18 protein-coding genes are annotated in these 19978 nt (G+C 69.9%); 9 read left to right on the forward strand and 9 right to left on the reverse strand.

The window, feature by feature from the left end; all coding sequences use genetic code 11:
• Window positions 1–53: 53 nt before the first annotated feature.
• From TSH64_RS03320 to TSH64_RS03345, 6 genes are all read right to left on the reverse strand, one after another.
• Complete coding sequence (locus TSH64_RS03320) at window positions 54–764, reverse strand: ABC transporter ATP-binding protein (protein WP_109095546.1); 711 nt, start codon at window positions 762–764, stop codon at window positions 54–56.
• The gene (locus tag TSH64_RS03325) at window positions 761–1636 is read right to left on the reverse strand and encodes an ABC transporter permease subunit (protein WP_199237424.1); all 876 of its coding nucleotides are present in this window, start codon (window positions 1634–1636) and stop codon (window positions 761–763) included. Before TSH64_RS03325 ends, TSH64_RS03320 begins: the two co-directional genes overlap by 4 nt.
• Before the next feature lie 229 nt (window positions 1637–1865).
• Complete coding sequence (locus TSH64_RS03330) at window positions 1866–3185, reverse strand: LLM class flavin-dependent oxidoreductase (protein WP_109095547.1); 1320 nt, start codon at window positions 3183–3185, stop codon at window positions 1866–1868.
• A gap of 53 nt (window positions 3186–3238) precedes the next feature.
• Window positions 3239–4279 carry an ABC transporter substrate-binding protein gene (locus TSH64_RS03335; RefSeq protein ID WP_109095548.1) on the reverse strand — a complete coding sequence of 347 codons (1041 nt, stop codon included), beginning with the start codon at window positions 4277–4279 and terminating at the stop codon, window positions 3239–3241.
• Window positions 4280–4315: 36 nt separating this feature from the next.
• Entirely contained in the window at window positions 4316–4663 is a 348-nt protein-coding gene (locus TSH64_RS03340; RefSeq protein WP_109095549.1) for a ferredoxin family protein, read from the reverse strand.
• The gene (locus TSH64_RS03345) at window positions 4660–6339 is read right to left on the reverse strand and encodes an FAD-binding protein (protein ID WP_199237425.1); all 1680 of its coding nucleotides are present in this window, start codon (window positions 6337–6339) and stop codon (window positions 4660–4662) included. Before TSH64_RS03345 ends, TSH64_RS03340 begins: the two co-directional genes overlap by 4 nt.
• A gap of 294 nt (window positions 6340–6633) precedes the next feature.
• On the opposite strand from TSH64_RS03345, the gene TSH64_RS03350 reads away from it, so the two are divergent.
• The 9 genes from TSH64_RS03350 to TSH64_RS03390 all read left to right on the forward strand — a co-directional run bounded on the left by TSH64_RS03350 (window position 6634) and on the right by TSH64_RS03390 (window position 17330).
• Entirely contained in the window at window positions 6634–6927 is a 294-nt protein-coding gene (locus TSH64_RS03350) for a co-chaperone GroES (protein WP_085557408.1), read from the forward strand.
• Window positions 6928–7002: 75 nt separating this feature from the next.
• Window positions 7003–8634, forward strand: coding sequence for a chaperonin GroEL (gene groL / locus TSH64_RS03355; protein ID WP_109095551.1), 1632 nt, complete (start codon window positions 7003–7005; stop codon window positions 8632–8634).
• Between the two features lie 174 nt (window positions 8635–8808).
• Entirely contained in the window at window positions 8809–9996 is a 1188-nt protein-coding gene (locus TSH64_RS03360; protein ID WP_109095552.1) for an ABC transporter substrate-binding protein, read from the forward strand.
• Window positions 9997–10026: 30 nt separating this feature from the next.
• Complete coding sequence (locus TSH64_RS03365; protein WP_109095553.1) at window positions 10027–11208, forward strand: ABC transporter substrate-binding protein; 1182 nt, start codon at window positions 10027–10029, stop codon at window positions 11206–11208.
• Between the two features lie 20 nt (window positions 11209–11228).
• Window positions 11229–13067 carry an ABC transporter permease gene (locus tag TSH64_RS03370; RefSeq protein WP_109095554.1) on the forward strand — a complete coding sequence of 613 codons (1839 nt, stop codon included), beginning with the start codon at window positions 11229–11231 and terminating at the stop codon, window positions 13065–13067.
• Window positions 13068–13074: 7 nt separating this feature from the next.
• Entirely contained in the window at window positions 13075–13974 is a 900-nt protein-coding gene (locus TSH64_RS03375) for an ABC transporter ATP-binding protein (protein WP_109095555.1), read from the forward strand.
• A gap of 14 nt (window positions 13975–13988) precedes the next feature.
• Window positions 13989–14717 carry an ABC transporter ATP-binding protein gene (locus tag TSH64_RS03380; protein WP_109095556.1) on the forward strand — a complete coding sequence of 243 codons (729 nt, stop codon included), beginning with the start codon at window positions 13989–13991 and terminating at the stop codon, window positions 14715–14717.
• 43 nt (window positions 14718–14760) lie between these two features.
• Complete coding sequence (locus TSH64_RS03385) at window positions 14761–16218, forward strand: NAD(P)/FAD-dependent oxidoreductase (RefSeq protein ID WP_109095557.1); 1458 nt, start codon at window positions 14761–14763, stop codon at window positions 16216–16218.
• Entirely contained in the window at window positions 16215–17330 is a 1116-nt protein-coding gene (locus TSH64_RS03390; protein WP_109095558.1) for a peroxidase-related enzyme, read from the forward strand. The genes TSH64_RS03385 and TSH64_RS03390 overlap by 4 nt, the downstream gene beginning before the upstream one ends.
• Before the next feature lie 42 nt (window positions 17331–17372).
• Here the strand turns inward: TSH64_RS03390 and TSH64_RS03395 are convergent, their stop codons facing one another.
• From TSH64_RS03395 to TSH64_RS35565, 3 genes are all read right to left on the reverse strand, one after another.
• On the reverse strand, window positions 17373–18179 hold the full coding sequence (locus TSH64_RS03395) for a ParB/RepB/Spo0J family partition protein (protein ID WP_109095559.1): 807 nt from the start codon (window positions 18177–18179) through the stop codon (window positions 17373–17375).
• A 172-nt stretch (window positions 18180–18351) separates the two neighbouring features.
• Window positions 18352–19779 (reverse strand): aldehyde dehydrogenase family protein, encoded by a 1428-nt coding sequence (locus tag TSH64_RS03400; RefSeq protein WP_109095560.1) that lies wholly within the window; start codon window positions 19777–19779, stop codon window positions 18352–18354.
• On the reverse strand, window positions 19776–19937 hold the full coding sequence (locus TSH64_RS35565) for a hypothetical protein (RefSeq protein WP_158285334.1): 162 nt from the start codon (window positions 19935–19937) through the stop codon (window positions 19776–19778). The genes TSH64_RS03400 and TSH64_RS35565 overlap by 4 nt, the downstream gene beginning before the upstream one ends.
• Window positions 19938–19978 lie beyond the last annotated feature (41 nt).

The following is a 19978-nucleotide window of genomic DNA, read 5'->3' on the forward strand; positions in this document are numbered from 1 at the left end:
AAGCTCGTTCGGTCGGGCAATAGGTTGGGCGGATATGGCAAGACGGGGATCGGTCAGGCGGCGGCGCTTCCCTGCACGCCCAGCTCCGCCAGCAGCAGCGCGCGGAAGCGCTGGGGATCGGCGGCGGTCTCCGGCAGATGTTCGGCGGCGATGGCGCCGTCCCGCATCACCAGGATGCGGTCGGCCAGCCGGATCGCCTCCTCCACGTCATGGGTCACCAGCAGGACGCCCGGCCGGTGGCGGGCCACCAGTTCCTTGACCAGCCCGTGCATGCGGATGCGGGTCAGCGCGTCGAGCGCCGCGAAGGGCTCGTCGAGCAGCAGAAGCTCCGGTTCCTGCACCAGCGCCCTTGCCAGCGCCACGCGCTGGGCCTGACCGCCGGACAGGGTGCGCGGCCAGTCGTCCAGCCGGTTGCCCAAGCCGACCTCGGCCAGCGCCGCGGCGGCAGCCTCCCGCGCGCCCCGCTCCGGCAGGCCGAGCGAGACGTTGCGCCACAGGCTGTCCCAGGGCAGCAGACGGGGCTCCTGGAACACCACCGCCGGCTTGCCGGGGGCATCGATGCGGCCACCCTGGATCGGGTCGAGACCGGCCAGCGCCCGCAGCAGCGTGGTCTTGCCGCAGCCGCTCTCGCCCAGCAGGGCGACGAATTCGCCGCGGGCAATGCGCAGGTCAAGCGCGTCGATCACCACGCGGCGGCCATAGGCGCGGCGCAGGCCGGTGACGGTGACGGCGGGTTCGGTGCCGGCAACGTGAAGGGTGCTCATCGGGCGGCTCCGTAATTCGGATGCCAGGCGAGAAGGCGGCGCTCCAGCAGCCGGGCCAGGCTGTCGGCCAGCACGCCGATCAGGGCGTAGATGACTATGGTCAGCACGATCACGTCGGTGCGCAGGAACTCGCGCGCGTCCATGGCGAGGAAGCCCAGCCCGGCCTGCGCACCGATGGTCTCCGCCACCACCAGCGCCAGCCATGCCGTCGCCAGCGCATAGCGGACGCCGGTGAGGATGGAGGGCAGGGCGCCCGGCAGGACGATCCGGCGGATCAGCATTGCGGTGGACAGGCCGCGCACCCGGCCCAGTTCCAGCAGCTTGGGATCGACCTGCCGGATGCCGAGCGTGGTGTTGATGTAGACCGGGAAGGCGACGCCGAGCGAGACCAGGAAGATCTTCTGCCCTTCGCCGACGCCGAACCAGACGATCACCAGCGGCAGCAGCGCCAGGAAGGGGATGGCGCGGATCATCTGCACGCTGCGGTCGACCAGCGCCTCGGCCAGCCGCGAGAAACCGACCAGCGTGCCGAGCACGAAGCCGATGCCGCCGCCGATGGCGAAGCCGGCCGCCGCCCGCAGCAGGCTGGTACCGAGGTCGCGCAGCAACGTGCCGTGCAGCGCCAGCTTCCACGCGGTCGCCACCACCTTGCTGGGCGCTGGCAGCACCTGCGGCTCGATCCAGCCGTTGCGGGCCAGCCCCTCCCACACCGCGAGCAGCAGAAGCGGCGCGATCCAGGACAGGGCGACATGGGCTCTCGTTCCGATGCGGTGCTGTCCGTCGGAGATCGGGCGGCGCACCCGCTTCGCGGCGGCCGGTGCTTGCGGCGTGGCGGTGCGGCGGACGCCGAAACTGCTGTCGAGGCTGCTCATGCGGGGTCTCCACGGCTGGGCAGAACGGCTTGTCGATGGATGGGGGGCGGTGTGGCGCCGGGCGCGGCGGCCGATGGCATGGGCGGGCAAAAGGGATGGCGGCGCGCCGGACATGCGGAGCAATAACCCCGACCTCCACTTAGCTTGGTTTAATCTACTAAATCAGTCAACAAATAAAATAATAATCACAAAATCAGATAGTATATTTATACCTCACTCCGCGGCAGCGTCACGCATAACGTGACGCCGGCCGGTCCAGCCCGAGATGGTCGCGCAGCGTGGCCCCGCTGTACTCGCGCCGGAACAGGCCGCGCCGCTGCAATTCGGGCACCACCTGCGTCAGGAAGCCATCGACGCCGCCCGGCAGATAGGTCGGCATCAGGACGAAGCCGTCGGCCGCCTGTTCCGTGACCCATCGTTCCAGCGTGTCGGCAACCGTCTTCGGCGATCCGGCGGCGACGGCGAAGGACAGGCTCTCGACATAGGCGGCGCCGACCTCGGCGACGGTGGCGCCGCGCTCCAGCGCGTCGGCGATCACCCGCTGGAAGCGCCCGCGGCTGCCGGTGATGACGTCGCGCAGGTCGGGGAAGGGGCCGTCCAGCGGATGGCGCGACAGGTCGTAATTCATGCTGCCGGACATGAAGGTCAGGCCGGCCACCGGGTCGATCAGGTCGCGCAGCTCGGCGCGGATGTCTTCGGCCTCGGCATCGCTGCGCCCGACGATCGGCATGATACCGGGCAGCACCTTGACGCTGCCGGGCGACCGCCCGTTGGCGGCGACCTGGGCCTTGAAGGCGGCGTAGGCCCGCTTGGCGCCGTCCAAATCGGGCTGCACGGTGAAGACCAGATCGGCCTGCCGGGTGGCGATGTCCTGGAAGGTGCCGGACACGCCGGCCTGGATGACGACGGGATGGCCCTGCGGGGGCCGCTCGACGTTCAGCGGACCGCGGACGCGGAAATGGCGGCCCTCATGGTCGATGTAATGGACGCGGCGGTCGTCGGCGAAGCGGCCGGACTCCTTGTCCGGCCGGATCGCGTCCTCCTCCCAGCTGTCCCACAGCTTGCGCACCACGTCGATGAACTCGTCGGCGCGCTCATAGCGGCTGGCATGGTCGAGATGGGCGGCGCGTCCGAAATTGCGGGCCTCGCTGTCGCTGACCGAGGTGACGGCGTTCCAGGCCGCCCGCCCGCCGCTGAGATGGTCGATGGTCGCGACCATGCGGGCGACGTGATAGGGCTCGGCATAGCTGGTCGACACCGTGGCGCCCAGGCCGATCCGGTCGGTGGCGCCGGCCAGCGCCGCGATCAGCGTCAGCGGTTCGGGCCGCGCGTTGGGCCGGCGGGCGACGGTGGCCGCCACCCCGCCGCCATAGAGGTCGTCGAGGCCGAGCTTGTCGGCGACGAACAGCATGTCGAGCTTGGCGGCTTCGGCCTTCAGCGCCAACTCGCGGTAGAAGCCGAGGTCGAACGGGCGCACGGCGCCGGCGTCGGGGTGACGCCAGCCGCCGGCGTGCATCCCGGCCTCGGTGCAGAACAGAGCCAGATGCATCGTGGTCTCAATCGGTTTGAAAGAGGGATGAAAGGGAAGGGCGGCCGCGGGGGTCAGCCGGCGCGGGCCGATTGCGCCAGCAGGCCGGGGTCGAGGGCGAAGCTGCGGTCGGCATGGGCCGCCGCGGTGAAGGGCTTCTGGATCACGCCGATGCCGGTGTAGAAGTCGGCAGTGGTCTGCAGGTCGGCGACGATGCCGTCATCCACCGCCACCGGGCGGAAACGTTCCAGCTTGAAGGCGGCGACGGCGATCTCCGGCGTCACCTTCACCAGATCGCCCCAGATGCGGGCATACTCCGCGACATTGCCGAGCGCCCAGATGCGGGCGGCGGCGACGCGGGCGACATAGTCCTGCAACAGCGCGCGCTTCTGCGCGATGGCGACATCGGTTGCGCTGATGAAGGCGTTGTTGTTCAGCAGGCCGCGGCCATCGACCAGAACCCTGCCGGTGCCGGCCACCACCTCCTGTGCGACATAGAGCGTCCATATCGCCCAGGCATCCACGGTGCCGCTGGAAAAGGCCGATTTCGCTTCGGTCGGTTGCAGGAAGGCGAGCGTGACGTCACTCACCGACAGGCCGTTCGCCTTCAGCGCGGCGACCACCAGATAATGGCCGATTGAGCCGCGCACCGCAGTGATCGTCCGCCCCTTCAAGTCGGCAACCGTTCGGATGGGCGAGTCCTTGCGCACCAGAAGGCCAATGCAGCCGGGATCGGAGCGGGCGGCGGAGATGATCTTGGCCGGCAGCCCGTTGGACAGGGCGAAGGCATGGGCGGCGTCGCCGGCAAATCCGGCATCGATGGCGCCGGCATTCAGCGCCTCCAGCACCGGCGCCGCGGCTGGGAAATCGGCGAACTCAAGCGTGTAGGGGATGTCCTTCAACTGGCCGGACGCCTCCAGCAGCGAGCGGATGGTGGACCGCTGGTCGCCGACCTTGAGGCTGGTGCCGGCGGCGTTGGTGGCAGTGGTGGCGAAGGCCGGGCGGGACAGCAGCGGGGCTGCCAGGGCGGGAGCCAGCAGTCCGGCGGCGGCGGCTTTGCCGGCTCCGCTCAGCAGGCGGCGGCGCGACAGGGTGGGCGGACGGTGCTCGGTCATCTTTGAAAATCCAGTTCGGGGAAGGCAGCGGCGGAATCAGGACAGGGCGCGGGCGCGGGCGAAGATCTGGTCCATCCGCCAATGTTCGTTGGCATAGCGCGGGTCGCCGGCCCATTCGTCCCAGCCGGAGTCGCGGCGGTAGCTGCCGCGCTGGCCGGAGCGCTCGACCTCTTCGGCGCTCACCGCGGCCGGCGTCTCGCAGTCGGGATCGACATAGAGCGCGTCGGGCTGGCAGTAGAGTTCGCACAGGAAGCAGGTCTGGCAGTCCTGTTGCCGGGCGATCACCGGCGGCCCGCCGCGGACGGCGTCGAAGACGTTGGTCGGGCAGACGCGGACGCAGACCTGGCATCCGGTGCAGCGTTCGGCGATGACGAGGCTGATCATGCGGCACCTGCCTGGGGTGTGGCGGGATTGTCGAGCGGCTGGGGGGCCGGGCCCTCGAAGCGGGACCACAGCCGGTCCAGCCCGCCGACGGTCAGGCGCCGGGCCAGAGCCGGGTGGCTGGCCGGGGCATCGACGCGCAGATGCATTCCGCGGCTTTCCGGCCGGACGAGCGCGGCGCGGGTGCACCAGCGGGCGACGGCGGTCAGGGCGGCGCTCTCGCGCGCCTGCACCGTTTCCCCCGCCGTGGCCGCCCCTTCGCCGTCCAGATGGTCGCGCAGGTCGCTCCACACCCCGTCCAGCCGCGACAGCGAGCGGGCCAGCGCCGGGCCGCGGCGGAAGATGGTCTTGTCGTAGGGCAGCATCTCGGCCTGGACGGCGGCGGTGACGGCGCGCGGATCGACCGAAGCGGCATGGCGCGCCGGGCGCAGTCCGGCCTGTCCCAGCGGACGGGCGGGGGTGTCGGCGCGCCGGCCCTGGCGGGCCGCCCGCGCCGCGGCGGCGCGTCCGGCGATCACCCCCGACGACAGCGCCCAGGCGGCCAGGATGGCGCCGCCGCCCGACACCGCCCCCGCCACCGGCTCGCGCGTCGCGGCATCGCCGACGACGAACAGCCCGTCGGCGGCGGTGCCGCAGTCGTCATCCGCCAGCCGGATGCCGCCGGATCCGCGGATGGTGCCCTCCGGCCGCAGCAGGACGGGAAAGCGCCGGGTGAAGGGATCGATGCCGCCACCACTGCGGTCGAAGGGCAGCATCATGTTGGGCTGCACCCGGCGCAGCCGCTCGCGGATGTCCGCCGGCATGCGGTGCAGGTTGCACAGCACCGGCCCCTCCAGCATGGCGCGGGCCAGCGTCCGGGTGGTGTCGCCGGGCGGCACGGCGATCTCCCGCCCCTCCGCGTCGTAATAGGTGGCAAAGGCGAAGGACATCGACCGGGTCATGGTCGAATGGGCCGGCGCCACCGTGTGGTAGGTGGAGAACTCCATGCCGGAGAAATCCACACCGGCCTCCGCCGCCATCAAATGGCCGTCGCCGGTGTTGGTGTGGCTGCCGAGAAGCCGCGACTTGAAGGCGCAGCCGCCGGTCGCCAGGATCACCGCCCCGGCCCGCACGGTCCAGGCTTCGCCCCGCTGCCGGCGCAGGCCGCGTGCGCCGACGATGCCGCCGCCGGACTCGGCCAGCAGCTCCAGCGCCGGACTCTGGTCGAGGATGCGAACGCCGAGCCTGTGGATCTTTCGGCGCATCGCCCGCAGATATTCCGGCCCGCGCAGGCCGCGATACTGCACCGTTCCGGTTTCGTCGGTGGAGAAGTCGTAGACATCGGCGATGGTCGGCAGGGTGGTCCAGGTGATGTCGAGAATCCGCTCCATCCAGGCCGGGTCGGCGATGCCGCCGGCAATCGCCATGCGCTGGCGGATCGCCTCGGCCCGCGCCTCTGGATCGGGAGGCACCCACCAGTGGCCGGGACCCGAGGTGGCGGCGACGCCGCTGGCGCCGCAATAGCCCTTGTCGGCCAGCACCACCCTGGCCCCGGCCTGTGCCGCTGCCAGCGCAGCCCAGGTTCCAGACAGGCCGCCGCCGATCACCAGCACGTCGGCGGCGATGGCCGGCAACTCCGCGATGGGCACGGCCGGCAACCCAGCGGTCGGCGGAGCGGTCGATATCCGGGTGTTCGGCATTTCTGTGAAACTCCGCCGCTTCGATGCATCTGTGTGTTGTTTCTTACAATACCGCGGCGGCATCCCGTCAATTTTGGAATGCTCATGATTTCGTTGAGTTTTTCAAATGAGTCGGATGCCGAAGGCCCTGGCGGGATCAATAATAACAAAAGAAAAACGTATAACAAAAACATAAATCACTATCTTTACAGTAGGAATAAACAGTGATTAAGCTCTGTCCCTACGGTGAATGTGGGGCGCCGCACATGACCCCCAGCGAGGCCCGAACGGGGCCCAAACCAGGAGACACCAGGCATGCCGTTCCGTCCGTTGCACGACCGCGTCGTCGTCCGCCGTGTGGCGCAGGAGGAAAAGTCGAAGGGCGGGATCATCATCCCCGACACCGCCAAGGAGAAGCCGCAGGAGGCCGAGGTGATCGCCGTTGGTCCCGGCGTGCGCGACGACCAGGGCCGCATCCACCCGCTCGACGTGAAAATCGGCGACCGTGTGGTCTTCGGCAAATGGTCCGGCACCGAGATCAAGGTGCAGGGCGAGGATCTGCTGGTCATCAAGGAATCCGACATCGTCGGCGTGGTCGAGCCCGCCTGACGCCCCGCCTGAGGCAGAACCGCCCGTTTCCGCTGGAACCCACCCAAAAAAGACTTCGATAAAAAGGACATCGCCATGGCCGCCAAGGACGTCAAATTCTCCGCCGATGCCCGCGACCGCATCCTGCGCGGCGTCGATACCCTCGCCAATGCCGTGAAGGTCACGCTGGGCCCGAAGGGCCGCAACGTCGTGATCGAGAAATCCTTCGGCGCCCCCCGCATCACCAAGGACGGCGTGACGGTCGCCAAGGAGATCGAACTGGCCGACCGGTTCGAGAATCTCGGCGCCCAACTGGTGCGCGAGGTGGCCTCCAAGACCGCCGATCTGGCCGGCGACGGCACCACCACCGCCACCGTGCTGGCCCAGGCCATCGTCCGCGAGGGCGCCAAGGCGGTCGCCGCCGGGCTGAACCCGCTGGACCTCAAGCGCGGCATCGACCGCGCCGTGGCCGCGGTGATCGCCGACGTGAAGGAGCGGGCCAAGACCATCTCCACCAACGACGAGGTGGCGCAGGTCGGCACCATCTCCGCCAACGGCGAGCGCGCCATCGGCGCCATCATCGCCGAGGCGGTGTCCAAGGTCGGCAACGACGGCGTCATCACGGTGGAGGAGGCCAAGAGCCTGGAGACCGAGTTGAACGTCGTCGAAGGGCTTCAGTTCGACCGCGGCTATCTCTCGCCCTACTTCGTCACCAACGCCGAGAAGCTGGTGGTCGATTTCGACAACCCGTACATCCTGATCCACGACAAGAAGCTGTCCAGCCTGCAGCCGCTGCTGCCGGTGCTGGAGGCGGTGGTGCAGTCGTCCCGTCCGCTGCTGATCATCGCCGAGGATGTCGAGGGCGAGGCGCTGGCGACGCTGGTGGTCAACAAGCTGCGCGGCGGTCTGAAGATTGCCGCGGTGAAGGCGCCGGGCTTCGGCGACCGCCGCAAGGCGATCCTGGAGGACATCGCCATCCTCACCAATGGCCAGGTGATCAGCGAGGACATCGGCCTCAAGCTTGAGACCGTTTCGCTGGCCGATCTCGGCACCGCCAAGCGGGTGGTGATCGCCAAGGAGGAAACCACGGTGATCGACGGCGCCGGCGGCCGCGAGGCCATCGACGCCCGCATCGCCCAGATCCGCGCCCAGATCGAGGAAACCACCTCGGACTACGACCGCGAGAAGCTGCAGGAGCGGCTGGCCAAGCTGTCGGGCGGCGTCGCCGTGATCCGCGTCGGCGGCTCGACCGAGGTCGAGGTGAAGGAGCGCAAGGACCGTGTGGACGACGCCGTCCATGCCACCCGCGCCGCCATCGCCGAGGGCATCGTGCCCGGCGGCGGCGTCACCCTGCTCTACGCCATCCGCGCCATCGATGCGGTGGTGCCGGTCAACGACGACGAGCGCGTCGGCATCGACATCGTGCGGCGGGCGCTCCAGGCGCCGGTGCGTCAGATCGCCGAGAATGCCGGGGCCGATGGCTCCGTCATCGTCGGCAAGCTGCTGGAGGGGGGCGACACCGCCTTCGGCTACGACGCGCAGACCGGCGAGTTTACCGACCTGCTGAAGGCCGGCATCATCGATCCGGCAAAGGTCGTGCGCATCGCCTTGCAGGACGCGGCGTCGGTCGCCGGCCTGCTGATCACCACCGAGGCGCTGATCGTCGAGCGCCCGGAACCGAAGTCCCCGGCTGCACCGGCCGGGGCCGGCGGCGGTTACGATTTCTGATCGCGACCGTCCGGGTGCCGGCGGGCGCTGCGACCATTGTCCTTCCGGCGCAGCACCCCGCTGGTGTCCCGTCCTCCCGTGCCTGAAGCCGCCGCCCGTCAGCGGGTCCACGCCCCGATTTCGGGCGGCGGCCCTTTTTTGAATTCGTTCCGAAAGCCTTTTGGAGACGATGCCATGCCCCAGCCCGCGCTTTCCCGACGTTCCGTGCTGTTCCACACCCTGGCCGGGACCATGGCGCTCGCCTGCATCGCGGTGTCCGCCGGGCCGGCAACTGCGGCGGCGGCGGCGGGCGAGCCGCTGTGGTTCGGGGTCAGCGGGCCGCTGACCGGTCCCAGCGCGCAGTATGGCGCGCAGTGGAAGAAGGGCTTCGACCTGGCGCTCGACCAGATCAACGCCGCCGGCGGGGTGAAGGGCCGTCCGTTGCGCTACGTGTTCGAGGACAGCCAGAACGATCCGCGCCAGTCCATCGCCATCGCCCAGAAATTCGTCTCCGATCCGAAGATCCTGATCGAGCTTGGCGACTTCTCCAGCCCGGCGTCGATGGCGGCTTCGCCGATCTACCAGCGGGCCGGGCTGGTGCAGTTCGGCTTCACCAACTCGCACCCCGACTTCACCAAGGGCGGCGATTTCGTCTGGAGCAATTCCATCAGCCAGGCGGAGGAGCAGCCGAACGTCGCCGACTTCGCCGTCACCTCGCTGAAGCTCAAGCGGCTGGCGGTGCTGCACCTCAACACCGACTGGGGCCGCACCAGCAAGGACATCTTCGTCAAGGCCGCCAAGGAGCGCGGGGCGGAGGTCGTCGCCACCGAAGGCTATCTGCCCGACGAGAAGGACTTCCGCTCCACCCTGGTGCGGGTGCGGGAGGCCAATCCCGACGGCATCGTCCTGATCTCCTACTATGCCGACGGGGCGGCCATCGCCCGGCAGCTGAAGCCGGTCGGTCTCAACCAGCCGGTGGTCGCCGTCGGCTCGGTCTATTCCCCGAAATTCCTGGAGTTGGGCGGAGAGGCGGTCAACGGCGTCCACACCCGCGCCAACTTCTTTCCAGCGGAACCTCGTCCGGAGGTGCAGGGCTTCGTCGCCGCCTACCGTGCGAAGTACCAGGAGGAGCCGGACGCTTTTTCCGCTTACGCCTATGACGCGGTGCTGGTGGCGCAGCGGGTGATCGAGGCCGGCGGCACCGACCGTACCGCGATCCGCGACGCCTTCCCCCGCGTGAAGGACATCCCCAGCGTCATCTTCGGCAAAGCGACTTTCGATCCCGAGACGCGCCGCGTGTCCGGCGTGCGCAACGTCAAGCTGGTGGTCAAGGACGGCGCCTTCGCCCTGTGGGACGGCAGCATCCCCGCCGCCACCAACTGATCCGAATTTTGCAGTTTGAAAGCGATTCCGATGCTCGATCTGATCCTCCGGTCCACCGCGCTCGCCGCCGGCACCCTGTCGCTGCTGGCGGCACTCGGCGTCGTCCAGCCGGCCTTCTCGCAGCCCGCCGATCCGGCGAAGGAGCCGGTTGTGCTCGGCGTCAGCGGGCCGTTGACCGGCCAGTATGCGCAGTATGGCGCGCAGTGGCAGCGCGGCTTCGATCTGGCGCTGGAGCAGGTGAATGCCGGCGGCGGCATCCAGGGCCGTCCGCTGCGCGTCCAGTTCGAGGACAGTCAGAGCGATCCCAAGCAGACCGTCGCCATCGCCCGCAAATTCGTCGCCGACAGCCGGATCGTCGCCGAGCTGGGCGACTTCACCAGTGCGGCGTCGATGGCGGCCTCGCCGATCTACCAGACTGGCGGGCTGGTGCAGTTCGGCTTCACCAATTCGCACCCGGATTTCACCAAGGGTGGCGATTTCGTCTGGAGCAACGCGCTCAACCAGGCGGAGGAGATGCCGGTCCTGGCCGATTACGCGGTGACGGCGCTGGGTCTGAAGCGCGTCGCCCTGCTGTTCATCAACAACGACTGGGGCCGCACCAGCAAGGACCTGTTCGCCAAGGCGGCCAAGGAGCGCGGCGCCGAGGTGGTCGGTGCCGAAGGCTATCTGGCCGATGAGAAGGATTTCCGCTCCGCCCTGGTCCGGGTGCGCGACACCAAGCCGGACGGCATCGTGCTGGTCTCCTATTATGCCGACGGCGCCCAGATCACCCGCCAGCTGCGCGAGGCCGGGCTGACCCAGCCGGTGGTAGCATCCGGGTCGGTCTATTCGCCGAAATTCCTGGAGCTTGGCGGGTCGGCGGTCGAAGGCGTCCACACCACCACCCCCTTCTTCCCCGGCGACCCGCGGCCGGAGGTCCAGACCTTCGTCAAGGCCTACACCGGCAAATACGGTGTCGAGCCGGATGCCTATTCCAGCCGCGCCTACGACGCGCTTCTGCTGCTGGCGACGGTGATCCAGCAGAGCGGCACCGACCGCACCGCCGTCCGCGACGGGCTCGCAACCGTCAAGGATGCGCCGAGCGTCGTCTACGGCACCGTCCGCTTCGATCCGCAGACCCGCCGCGTCGACAAGCCGCTGAGCACGCGCCTCGTCGTGCAGAACGGCGGCTTCGCCCTGTGGGAGCAGCCGGCCGTCAAGGCTGCGAACTGACGCCGGAAGGACCGACCATCGTGTTTCCCACCACTCTCGGCCCGTGGCTCGACTACACCATCAACGGGCTGGTCATCGGCAACATCTATGCGCTGCTGGCGGTCGGTCTGGCGCTGATCTTCGGCGTCTCGCACCTGATCAACTTCGCCCATGGCTCGGTCTACATGGTCGGTGCCTATATCGGCTGGCTGTGCGTGACCAAGCTGGCCCTGCCGCTGCCGGTGACCTTCGTTGCGGTGGCCGCCGGCTGCGGGCTGCTGGGGGCGGTCATCGAGCGGGTGGGCCTGCGTCCGCTGCGCAACGCCCCGCGCATCGCCCCGCTGCTCGCCACCATCGGCCTGTCGGTGGTGCTCGACCAGTCGGCGCAGCTGCTGTTCAGCCCCGACCCGCGCGCCCTGCCGACCCAGCTGCCGACATGGCGCATCGCCATCGGCGGCGGCAGCATCGGCGCGCTCGACCTGCTGATCGCCGGGGTCGGCATCGGCAGCGCCGCCCTGCTCTACGGCTTCCTGCGCTTCACCAAGCTGGGCTGGGCGGTGCGGGCGACGGCGCTCGACCGCGACGCGGCGCAGCAGTGCGGCGTCGATGTCGACAAGGTGAACCGCACGGTGTTCGCCATCGCCTCGGCGTTGGGCGGGGTCAGCGGCCTGCTGGTCGGCATGTATTACAACACCATCGACCCCAACATGGGCTTTCAGGCCGGGCTGAAGGGCATCGTCGCCCAGCTGATCGGCGGCGTCGGCAACGTGCCGGGCGCCATCGCCGGCAGCCTGCTGCTGGGCTTGATCGAGAGCTACGGCATCGCCCTGTTCGGCACCAGCTACCGCAACCTGTTCGCCTTCGTGGCGCTGATCCTGATCCTGGTGCTGCGGCCCAACGGCCTGTTCGCCCGGGCCCGCCGCCTGCCGCCGGAGCCGCTGACCGGCACCTTCATCGCCCCCAGCCGGCCGCTGGTCCTGCCGAAATGGGCGGTGTGGGCGCTGGCCGCCGCCGCACTCGCCCTGCCGCTGGTCGTGCAGCAGCCCTATCTGTTGCAGACGCTGGGCAATGCCTGGCTCTACGCCCTGCTGGCGCTCAGCCTGACGCTGGTCGCCGGCACGGTCGGGCAGGTGTCGCTCGGCCATGCCGGGCTGCTCGCCATCGGCGCCTATGCCTCCTCGCTGCTGGCGCTCGATGCCGGGGTGCCGGTGCTGCTGGCGGTGCCGCTGGCCGGGCTGGTGGCGGCGGCGCTGGGCACCGCGCTGGTCTATCCCTCCTTCCGGCTGCGCGGCCATTACGTCTCCATCGCCACGCTGGCGGTGGGGGAGATCGTGACGCTGGTCATCCTCAACTGGGAAAGCCTGACCCGCGGCCCGATCGGCGTCACCGGCATCCCGCCGCTGTCGGTGGCCGGCAAGCCGCTGGTCAGCGGACAATGGGTCTATTGGGTGCCGCTGGCGGTCCTGCTGGCCTTCGCCGCCCTGCAATCCCGCCTGCTGAACTCCCATCTCGGCCGCACGCTGCGGGCGATCCGCGAGGACGACGTGGCGGCGCGCTCCTACGGCGTCGATCTCAACCGCTACAAGGGGCTGGCCTTCGCGGTGGCGGGATTCATCGCCGGGGTGGGCGGCGCGCTGATGGCGCATTTCTACTCCTACATCAACCACGAGACCTTCCCGGCGCCGGTGTCGATGCTGGCGCTGACCATGGTCATCCTCGGCGGGCTCGGCAATGTCGCCGGGGCCGTGCTGGGAGCCGCGGTGCTGGTCGGGCTGCCGGAGCTGTTCCGCGCCGCGGCCGAATACCGCATGCTGATCTACGGCGTCGTCCTGCTGCTGCTGATCCGCTTCCGCCCGCAGGGCCTTCTGGGAACGGTGTGAGGACGCCATGGCGAACGAACCGAAGAAACCCCTGCTCGCGATCGCCGGCCTGACCCGCCGTTTCGGTGGGCTGACCGCGGTCAACGGCCTGTCGCTGACGGTGGGGCAGGGCGAACTGGTCAGCGTCATCGGCCCGAACGGCGCCGGCAAGACCACCCTGTTCAACCTGATCTCCGGGCTCGACGTGCCGGATGCCGGGTCCGTCACCTTCGAGGGCCGCGACGTCACCGGCCTCTCCGCCGAGCGGCTGGCCGCGCTCGGGCTGGCCCGCAGCTTCCAGCACGGCCGGGTGTTCGGCAATCTCAGCGTGCTCGACAATGTGCTGGTCGGCGCCCACACCCGGCTGCGCGCGGTGAAGCCGCGGGTTCCGGTGGTGGGACCGCTGGTGGAACTGGCGCTGGCGCTGATCCGCCCGCCGTCGGTCCGGGCGGAGGAAGAACGGCTGCGCGCCGAGGCGACGGAGATCGTCCGGATGTTCGGCGAGCGGCTGACACCGCGCCTCGACAAGCCGGCGCACAGCCTGTCCTACGCCAACCGCCGCCGGGTGGAGATCGCCCGCGCGCTGGCCCTGCATCCCCGCCTGCTGTTGCTGGACGAGCCGACCGCCGGCATGAACCCGACCGAGACGGCGGAGATGCTGGAGATCATCCGCGGCCTGAAGGCGCGCGGACTGACCATCTTGCTGATCGAGCACAAGCTGGATCTGGTGATGCAGTTGTCCGACCGGGTGGTGGTGATGGACCATGGCGCCCGCATCGCCGAGGGGTTGCCTGCCGCCGTCGCCAACGATCCGGCGGTGATCGAGGCCTATCTCGGCCACAAGGCGGTGGGTGCCGCGAATCAGGATGCGGGCCAGGATGCGGGCCGGGGCAGGGACGCCACCGTCCCGGTCCGGATCGCGCATTGAGGGGGACCGGCGGAATGACCGACGCCTTGCTGCGGCTCGACCGCGTGAACAGCTTCTACGGGCCGGTGCAGGTCCATTTCGACCTGTCGCTGGAGGTGCCGCGCGGGCAGATCGTCTGCCTGCTGGGCGGCAACGCCAGCGGCAAATCCACCACGATGAAGATCATCCTGGGGCTGCTGAAGCCGCGCTCCGGGCAGGTGGTGTTCGACGGGCAGCCGCTGACCGGCCTGACCACGCCGCAGATCGTCCGGCGCGGCATCGGCTCGGTGCCCGAATCCCGCCGCCTGTTCGGCACCATGACGGTGCGCGAGAATGTGCTGATGGGCGCCTACACCCGCAGCGACGCGCACACGGTGGCGGAGGATTACGACGGCGTCCTCGACCTGTTCCCCAGGCTGCGCGAACGCCATGCCCAGCAGGCCGGCACCCTGTCGGGCGGGGAGCAGCAGATGGTGGCGATGGCCCGCGCCCTGATGGGCCGTCCGCGGCTGATCGTGATGGACGAGCCGACGATGGGCCTGTCGCCCTTGCATGTCGACCGCGTGCTGGAGATGATCCAGACCATCAACCGGCAGGGCGTGAGCATCTTCATGGTGGAACAGAACGCCAGCCTCGCGCTGCAGATCGCCCATCGCGGCTATGTGCTGCAGACCGGACGCATCGTGCTGTCCGGCCCGGCCGCCGACCTCGCCCGCGACCCGCAGATTCGCGACGCCTATCTGGGCGGTGCCCAGGCAGCCTGACGCAGCCCGCCTGACGCAGCATTTCCGACAGGACCCTCTTCCGATGACCAAGGACAACCCCGCCGTGCCTTCCACCGTTGCAGACCCCGGCCCCCGTTCGCTGGAGGAGCTGGAGGCGCGGCTCGCCCGCGATCTCGACCTGCTCACCCTGCCGCCGGCCGACTGGGTGCCGGCACGGGACGGTGTGCTCGACGTCGCCATCGTCGGCGCCGGCATGGCCGGGCTGACCGCCGCCTTCGCCCTGCGCAAGGTCGGCATCTCCAACGTCCGGCTGTTCGACCGGGCGCCTGCCGGCCGCGAGGGGCCATGGGGGACCTATGCCCGCATGGAGACCCTGCGGTCGCCCAAGACGCTGACCGGTCCGGCGCTGGGCTTCGCCAACCTGACCTTCCGCGCCTGGTATGAGGCGCAGTTTGGCCGCACCGCCTGGGATGCGCTGTTCCGCATCCCGCGTCTGCAATGGCTGGACTACCTGACCTGGTACCGCCGCGTCACCGGCGCGCCGGTGCGGAACGACACCGCCTTGACGGCGATCTCCGGCGACGCCGACGGCGTGACCCTCGACCTCGACGGTCCGGAGGGGCGGCAGCGGGTGCGGGCGCGCCGGGTGATCCTGGCGAACGGGCGCGACGGTCTGGGCGGCCCCTTCGTCCCGGCCTTCTGGAAGGCGGTGGACAAGCGGTTCTGGAGCCATGCCCATGAGCCCATCGACTTCGATGGCCTGAAGGGCAGGACGGTGGCGGTGCTCGGTGCCGGCGCCGGCGCGGTGGACAATGCGGCGGAGGCGCTGGAGCGGGGCGCCGCCAAGGTCTACATGCTGATCCGCCGGGCGGAGCTGCCGCGCATCAACAAGAGCCTGGGCGCCGGCCATCCCGGCATCGTGCTGGGCTTCCACACCCTGTCGGACGAGCGGCGCTGGGCCTACAACCAGTACATCGCCGACACCGGCGTGCCGGCGCCGCACAATTCCATGCTGCGCTGCTCGCGCCATCCCAACTTCTCGCTGCTGACCGGCTGCGCCGTCGAGGCGGCGGAGGCCGAGGGCGGCCGTCTGGTCCTGCGCACCGGACGCGGCACGGTGACGGTCGACCACGTCATCCTCGCCACCGGCTTTGCGCTGGATTGGGAACAGCGGCCGGAGCTGGCGGAAATCGCCCGCCATACGCTGCTGTGGCGCGACCGCTATGTCCTTCCCGGCCATGAGGCCGGCGAATTCGCCCAGCATCCCTATCTCGGCGCCGATTTCGAGTTCCTCGAGCGCACCCCCGGCGAGGCGCCCTGGCTGAACCGCATCCATGCCTTCAACTACGCCGCGGTGCTGAGCCACGGCAAGGTGACCGGCGACATCCCCGGCATCAGCGCCGGGGCGGAGCGTCTGGCCGACAGCATCACCGCGGCGCTGTTCACCGAGGATTACGATGAGCACTGGCAGCGGCTGATCGAATTCGAGACGCCGGAACTGCTGGGCGACGAATGGACCGAAGCGGAGGATTTCCAATGACCGCCACCAGCAGCGCCACCGGTGGCGAAATCGCCCCGGTCGCCCCCGACCTGATCGACCGGCTGGCCGGCCTGTCCGACGCCTCCCCGCTGCTGGCCCTGCGCGCCCGACGGGCGGAGATCCGCACCCGCACCCAGGCGGCGCACGATGCCCTGCTGGCGCCGCGGCGGCCCGGCCTGTTTCCGGCCGCCGAGCGCGCCGCGGTGGCGGAACGCATTGCGGCGCTGGCCGGCAACGACGCGCTCGCCGCCCATTACCGAGGGCTCGCCGCCGGCGCCGACGCCCACCCGGCCCTGGTCACCCATGCGGAGCGGGTCACCCGGTCCCCGCGCGACTCCCGGCCGGAGCATCTGGGCGCGCTGGAGGCGGCGGGGCTGGACGCGCACGGCATCGTCGCGCTGTCGCAGCTGATCGCGCTGGTGAACTTTCAGGTCCGCCTGCTGGCCGGTCTGCGGGCGCTGGCTGGGGGTGCGGCGGGGGATGCGGCAGGGGATGCGGCGGAACCGCCGTCCGGCCCGCTGCCCGCCGGGGCACCGGTGCCGGTCGATGCGGACATCGGCTTCACCACCGACGTGCTGGACTGGAAGCCCTGGCTGCCCCCCGTGGTGCTGGAGGATGCGACGGAGGAGCAGCAGCTCGCCCTGGCGGTGACGCCGTCCAACATCGCCATCGGCGCCTATTCGCTGGTGCTGGCGCATGAGCCGGAATCGCTTCTGCACCGCACGCCGCTGTTCAACGGCATCATGTACGCCCCGCGCGGCTTGGCCCGGGCCGAGCGCGAGTTCGCGACCGCCGTGGAATCGGTGCTGAACGGCTGTGTCTATTGCGCCTCCGTCCACGCCCGCCGCTTCGTCGAGCTGACCGGGGGCAGGGACGCGGTCGATCTGCTGTTCGCGCAGGGGATTTCCGGCCAGGACGATCCGCGCCGGCAGGCCATCGCCCAGGCCGCCGCCCGCCTGACCGTCACGCCGGCCGCCCTGGCGGAGGAGGATGTCGCAACGCTTCGCCGGGCCGGGGTGGAGGACGGCGAGATCCTGGATCTCGTCCTGGCGGTCGCGATCTTCGCCTGGGCCAACCGCCTGATGCTGAGCCTGGGCGAGGCCGTGCGCTGAACGGCGTCCCGGCCGGACCGGAAGGCCTGTCCGCAGCGGCGGTCAGGCCTTTCCGTTCTCGGCGCCACTCTCTGCCCCGCTCTCGGCCCCATCCTCACTCCCGCCTGCGAGCAGCATGTCGATCCTGTCGCGCAGGGCCAGCAGCGCCGAGCGGTCCTTCTCCGCCAGAGCCGGCGCCGTGTCGATCCGGTCCAGCTGGCGGACGCAGCGCCGCACCGCCGACAAGGCGCGCGGCACTGCCGGCAGCGCCTCGCGCCGCAGCTGCCGGGCTTGGCGCACGGTGAGCGCTCCGCCCGCCGCCTGCCGCCACAGCTCCGCCTGCGCCGACGCGTCGCGCACCCGCGCGATCTCCACCAGCAGCGAGCGCGACACCACCCGCCGCGCCTGCGGGTATTCCGCCTTGATCCAGTCCGGCAGCCGGTTCAGGCCCAGCATGTCGCCGATCCAGCTCGTGCTGCGCCCGACCAGCCGGGCCAGCGCTTCGCGTCCCCAGCCCCGCTCCACCAGCCGCTGGAGCGCTTCAGCCAGCTCCAGCGCGTCCAGCCCCTGGCGCTGCATGTTCTCCACCAGCGACAGCACCGCAGCGCCTTCGTTGGTCACCGGCACCGCCGGCACGCCGGCCCGGCCCAGCGCCTGCATCGCGCGCAGCCGCCTCGCACCGGCCAGCAGCTCGTAACGCCCATTCCCCAGCGGACGGACCATGATGGGCTGCAACAGCCCGACCTCCTCGATGGATCGGGCGAGCGAATCCAGCCCGTCGTCGTCGATGCGGCGGCGGGCATGGCTGTCGGGCACGGCGATGGCGGCGACGGCAATGCACGCGGCGTCGCCCATGGCGGCAAGGCTCATGGCACACGAACTCCTGGGGCGGGCAGGGAGGGGTCGGGGACTTTGCGGGCGTTGCTGGCCCGCTGGTGCCGACGACACTGCCGTCGCTCAGGCATATTGTCAATGTAAAGGAAAAAATCCCTTGGAGTGGCGACCCTGACGTTTATGCCGGGGCCCTGAGCCTGCCGTTTCCTCACCCGGCCCGCACATAGGCGGTCTTGACGGAGGTGTAGAACTCCACCGCATAACGGCCCTGTTCGCGCGGGCCATGGCTGGAGCCCTTGCGGCCGCCGAACGGGACATGGAAGTCCAGGCCGGCGGTCGGCAGATTGACCATGACCAGCCCAGCCGCGGAGTTGGCGCGGAAATGGGTCGCATGTTTCAGCGAACCGGTGCAGATGCCCGACGACAGGCCGAAGGGGGTGTCGTTCGCCACGCTGAGCGCCTCGTCGTAATCCCGGACGCGGATGACGCCGGCGACCGGCCCGAACACCTCCTCGCGGTTGATGCGCATGGCGTTGGTGGTTTCGGTGAACAGGCACGGCGAAAGATAGAAGCCGGGCGTTTCCCTGGTCAACCGCTGCCCGCCGCACTGCCGCCGCGCCCCCTCCTGCTCGGCAATGGCGATGTAGGACAGGTCCTGCTCCAGCTGCCGGCTGTCCACCACCGGTCCGATCTCGGTTCCCGGCTTCAGCGCATGACCGACCGCGAGCCGCTCCAGCCGTTCCGTCACCGCGGCGACGAACCGGTCATGGATGCCTTCGGTGACGACAAGGCGGGACGAGGCGGTGCAGCGCTGGCCGGTCTGGAAGAAGGACCCGTTCACCGCGGCATCGACGGCGATGTCGAGGTCGGCGTCATCCAGCACGACCATCGGGTTCTTGCCACCCATCTCGAGCTGGCATCGGATCATCCGGCCGACGGCCCGCTGCGCCACCCGGCGTCCGGTGGCGACCGAGCCGGTGAAGGTCACGGCATCCACCCCGTCGACCAGGGCGTCGCCGATCAGCGACCCCGGGCCCATGACGAGATTGAACACGCCGGCTGGCACGCCTGCGCGCGCGACGATCTCGGCCAGCGCCCAGGCCGATCCGGGAACGAGTTCGGCGGGCTTAAAAACCACGCAGTTGCCGTAGGCGAGCGCCGGGGCGATCTTCCAGGCCGGAATGGCCATCGGGAAGTTCCACGGCGTGATGATGCCGATCACGCCCACCGGCTCGCGCAGGATGTCGACCTCGACCCCCGGCCGCGTGGACGCGACCTTCTCGCCGGGGATGCGCAGGGCCTCGCCGGCAAAGAATTTGAAGACCTGGGCGGTGCGGACCACTTCGGCGATGCCGTCCGCCAGGATCTTCCCTTCTTCCCGCGACAGCAGGGTTCCAAGCTCCTCCTTGCGCGCGAGCAGTTCGCTGCCGACGGCATCGAGGATATCGGCGCGCTGCTGGGGGGTGCTGCGCGCCCAGGCCGGAAAGGCGGCCCTTGCGGCCTGGGCCGCCTCCGCCACCATGCCGCCGTCGGCGACGGCATAGCTGCCGACGATGTCGGTGGTGTCGGACGGATTGACGTTGTCGATGCCGTCGCCGCCGGCCACCCAGCGGCCGGCGATGTGGTTGTGTTTCATGGCTGCGTCTCCTCACCGGCATCCTGGGAGCAGCCGGCATCCGCGGCGGCGCTGTCGGACATCAGCAGGAAGGCGGAGACGGTCCCCATGCCGTCCACCAGCGGCAGCCTGTCGGCGGGAAGGTCGGTGAGCGCGAGGCAATCGTCGAAGGTCAGCATGTCGTGAGGGTCCTGGTCCGCAAGAGGGCGGGACAATTCCG

Origin of the sequence: Azospirillum sp. TSH64 (assembly GCF_003116035.1) — a bacterium.
GTDB lineage: Bacteria > Pseudomonadota > Alphaproteobacteria > Azospirillales > Azospirillaceae > Azospirillum.